Here is a 3,625-nt window from a genome sequence, read left to right as displayed (position 1 = left end):
ACCAAGCTGCGCTACAGCCCGCTGGTTCCACCGTTCTCCGCCCGGAAGTCTTCCCGGATTCGCTCCAGGTTTTCTTCCAAGCAGTCCGGCCGAACCACCTCCAAAAGCTTACACGATCCGGGAGGGTGCCTGTGACAATTTCAGGCTGTCCCGGCAAGGTGTGTCGGAATTAACGTTTCTTGCCACGCTTTTCGCGCACGCGCATGTTGACCTCAATCGGCGTGCCCTCGAAGCCGAAGGTCTCCCGGAGGCGTCGAGTGATGAAGCGGCGGTATCCCGGATCCAGGAATCCGGTGGTGAAGAGCACGAACTTCGGCGGCCGGCTCGAGGCCTGGGTGCCGAACAGGATGCGGGGCTGCTTGCCGCCGCGGACCGGGTGCGGGTGCGCTGCGACAAGTTCGCCCAGGAACGCGTTGAGGCGTCCGGTGGGGATGCGCTTGTCCCAGCTTTCCAGGGCGGTGTCCAGGGCCGGGACGAGCCGGTCCTTGTGCCAGCCGGTCTTGGCCGAGATGTTCACGCGCGGCGCCCAGGCCACGTGTGCCAGGTCCTGCTCGATTTCGCGTTCCAGGTAGCGGCGGCGCTCGTCGTCGAGGAGGTCCCATTTGTTGAAGGCCAGCACCAGGGCGCGGCCGGATTCAACGGCGAGCTGCAGGATGCGGACGTCCTGCTCGCTGAGCACCTCGTCCACGGCCAGGAGCACGACGGCGACCTCGGCCTTTTCGAGCGCGCTCTGCGTGCGCAGGGAAGCGTAGAAGTCCGCGCCCTGGGCCATGTGCTGGCGGCGCCGGATGCCGGCGGTGTCCACGAAGCGCCACGTGCGTCCGCCGAGTTCGATGAATTCATCGACCGGGTCGCGGGTGGTGCCGGCGGTATTGTCCACCACCACACGCTCGGAACCGGCGAGCTTGTTCAGCAGCGAGGACTTGCCGACGTTCGGGCGGCCGATCAGGGCGATGCGGCGGGGGCCACCGGAGCGCTCGAGGCCTTCAATCAGGGAGTACTCCGGGAGGGTGTCCATGACGTGGTCCAGGAGGTCCGCCACGCCGCGGCCGTGCAGGGCCGAGACGGGGTACGGTTCGCCGAAGCCCAGGCCCCAGAGGGTGGCCGAGTCGGCTTCCTGGGCGAAGTCGTCCACCTTATTGGCCACCATGATGACCGGCTTCTTCGACTTGCGCAGCATCTTCATGACGCCTTCGTCGGTCGCGGTTGCGCCCACGGCGGAGTCGACGACGAACAGGACGGCGTCGGCAAGTTCCACGGCCATCTCGGCCTGCTCCGCCACACGGGCGTGGATGCCGCGGGCATCGTGCTCCCACCCGCCGGTGTCCACCACGGTGAAGTTGCGGCCGTTCCAGTTTGCCGAGTACATGACACGGTCGCGGGTGACGCCGGGGGTGTCCTCGACCACGGCCTCGCGGCGGCCCAGGATCCTGTTGACCAGGGTGGATTTGCCCACGTTGGGCCGTCCGATGATGGCGAGGACCGGGTCCAGCTTGACCGGGCCGTCAAAGTCCTCGTCGTCGAAGTGGCCGCTCAGCAGCGCGGCGTCGTCTTCGTCGAGCTCGTAGTCGTCCAGCCCGGCACGCAGCGAGGCCGCGCGGAGTTCCGCTTCGTCATCGTCCAGGGCGGCAAGGTTTTCAGCCACCTGGTCGGTGCCGGTGGGCGTGTATTCGTCTTCGCCGGCGCCAAAATTGCCGGAGGTTTGAGTCGTATCGCTCATTGCACTTTCCTTAGGTGGTGATCTGCCGGCGTCCCGGCTACTTCTTCATGACGTTCATGCGGTGATTCCGCGTGGGGCAGGGGCTGCCCGGTTCTTAGTACTGAGTCCTGGACATGGCGCGCTAATGCGGCCCGGATTTCGGTTCCCGCCCTGTCCATTGAAACACGCCCGGTCTCGCCGGGCCTGCGGCTGACGTTGATGGCCCCGCCGAAGCTGACATGCAGGCGCCGGCGCGGTGCGGGCACCGTGTCCAGGTGTTCGCCGCCGATTCTTGTGCCCAGGATGGCCACGGGGACCACGGTGGCGCGGGAGTTAAGCGCCAGCCAGGCGACGCCGTTGTTGATCGCGGCGGCCTCACCGCTCCCCCGCGTGCCTTCGGGAAGAATCCCGACGCACCGTCCGGCGTCGAGCAGGCTCCGGGCCGTGGCCAGCGCCGCACGGCCACCGCGGCGGTCGACGGGCAACTGGCCCGACGCCGCCAGGACGCGGCCGAGGAACCCGGTGAACATCTCCTGCTTGACGAGGATGTGCATGGGCCGGGGCGAGGCGCCGAACATGACGGGCCCGTCCAGGAAGCTGATGTGGTTTCCCGCGAAGATCACGGGACCGGCCGCCGGGACGTTGGAGCGTCCGCTGACCGACGTGCGGTAGACGAGGTGGTCCAGGAGCCAGCACACGGGCCGGCTCCACGCCGTCGTCCACTGACCGGGCAGGGAGGCCGGCGCTGTCCCCGGCAGTCCGGCGCGCCCCTCAGTCACCGTGGACGGCCCGGAGCGGAACGGGAGAGTGGTTGACCACTGTGTCCACGATGTCGAGGGCGGCCTGGACCGTCTCGTCAAAGTCCAGGTCGGAGGAGTCCAGGGTCACGACGCCGTCGGCGGCCGTGGTGAAGTTCACTACGGTGGAGTCCTTGGCATCGCGGTGCGTGACCTGGGCTGCCAGCTGCTCGGCATTCTGGCTGCCGCCGAGCTGGATGCCGCGGCGGCGCAGCCGGGCTTCCTCGCTGGCGGTCAGCAACATCCGCACCTCGGCATGGGGCGCGACGACGGTGGTGATGTCCCGGCCTTCGACCACCATGCGGCGGTGGTGCTTTTCGATCAGCTCACGCTGCCGGCGGATCAGTTCAGTCCGCCCGCCCAGGGTGGTGGCGACGGCGCTGACTGCCGCGGAAATGGCGGGTTCACGGATGGCGAGAGTGACATCGTGCCCGCCGACGCGGACGTACTCTTCCTGCGGGCTGGTGCTGATTTCAAGCGGCAGGGTCTCGGCGGCGGTCTCGACGGCGGCCCCGTCGTCCAGGTCCGTGCCGCTCTGCAGGCAGAACCATGTCAGGGCGCGGTACATCGCGCCGGTGTCGAGGTAGGCCAGTTTCAGCCGGCGGGCCACCTCTTTGCTCACGCTGGATTTGCCGGAGCCGGAGGGGCCGTCGATGGCAACCACAAGGCTTTTGCCGGGGCGGACTACGTCCACTGTCTCGATGAGTTCCTGGGTCATTACTGGAGTACCCGCCATCCACGGTCGTTTAGGGCTGCTATCAAAAGGTCGTGCTTGTTGGGCAGGACGGAAATTTCCACCATGCCCACATTCTGCCCCGAAGAGTGGTCGAGGCGGAGGTCTTCGACGTTGACGCCGATCTGGCCAATCTCGGTCAGCAGCTTGGCGATCTGTCCGGGTGTGTCATCCACCAGCACCGTCAGCCACGAGTATGCCTGCGGGGGTCCGCCGTGCTTGCCCGGGATCCGGGACTGGCCGGCATTGCCTTCGCTGATCAGCTGGGCAAGGTCCAGCCTGGCGCCGGGAGCGGCCGGTGCCTCCAGGGTGCCGATCAGCCGGTTGAGGTCCTCGCGGACTCCGTGCAGGATCTCCACCACCTTTTCCGCGTTCGCGCCAAGGATCTGGACCCAG

At 67.4% G+C, this 3,625-nt stretch carries 3 protein-coding genes and 1 pseudogene; all 4 read right to left on the bottom strand.

Annotation, left to right across the window (positions count from 1 at the left end):
- Positions 1–169 precede the first annotated feature (169 nt).
- Positions 170–1,720 carry a ribosome biogenesis GTPase Der gene (gene der / locus LQV45_RS20730; protein ID WP_028275909.1) on the bottom strand — a complete coding sequence of 517 codons (1,551 nt, stop codon included), beginning with the start codon at positions 1,718–1,720 and terminating at the stop codon, positions 170–172.
- On the bottom strand, positions 1,717–2,397 hold the full coding sequence (locus tag LQV45_RS20725; protein WP_230008633.1) for a 1-acyl-sn-glycerol-3-phosphate acyltransferase: 681 nt from the start codon (positions 2,395–2,397) through the stop codon (positions 1,717–1,719). The genes der and LQV45_RS20725 overlap by 4 nt, the downstream gene beginning before the upstream one ends.
- 73 nt (positions 2,398–2,470) lie before the next feature.
- Positions 2,471–3,214 carry a (d)CMP kinase gene (cmk, locus tag LQV45_RS20720; protein ID WP_230008632.1) on the bottom strand — a complete coding sequence of 248 codons (744 nt, stop codon included), beginning with the start codon at positions 3,212–3,214 and terminating at the stop codon, positions 2,471–2,473.
- A pseudogene (locus LQV45_RS20715) lies at positions 3,214–3,625 on the bottom strand (prephenate dehydrogenase); the annotation flags it as partial. The pseudogene LQV45_RS20715 and the gene cmk, both read right to left, overlap by 1 nt.

The organism is Microbacterium sp. Bi128 (assembly GCF_918698205.1).
This window is presented reverse-complemented; position numbering and strand designations above follow the sequence as displayed.

Coding starts and splice junctions, on each gene's coding strand:
- cmk (WP_230008632.1), bottom strand. CDS start 3,214: ATGACCCAGGAACTCATCGAGACAGTGGACGTAGTCCGCCCCGGCAAA.
- der (WP_028275909.1), bottom strand. CDS start 1,720: ATGAGCGATACGACTCAAACCTCCGGCAATTTTGGCGCCGGCGAAGAC.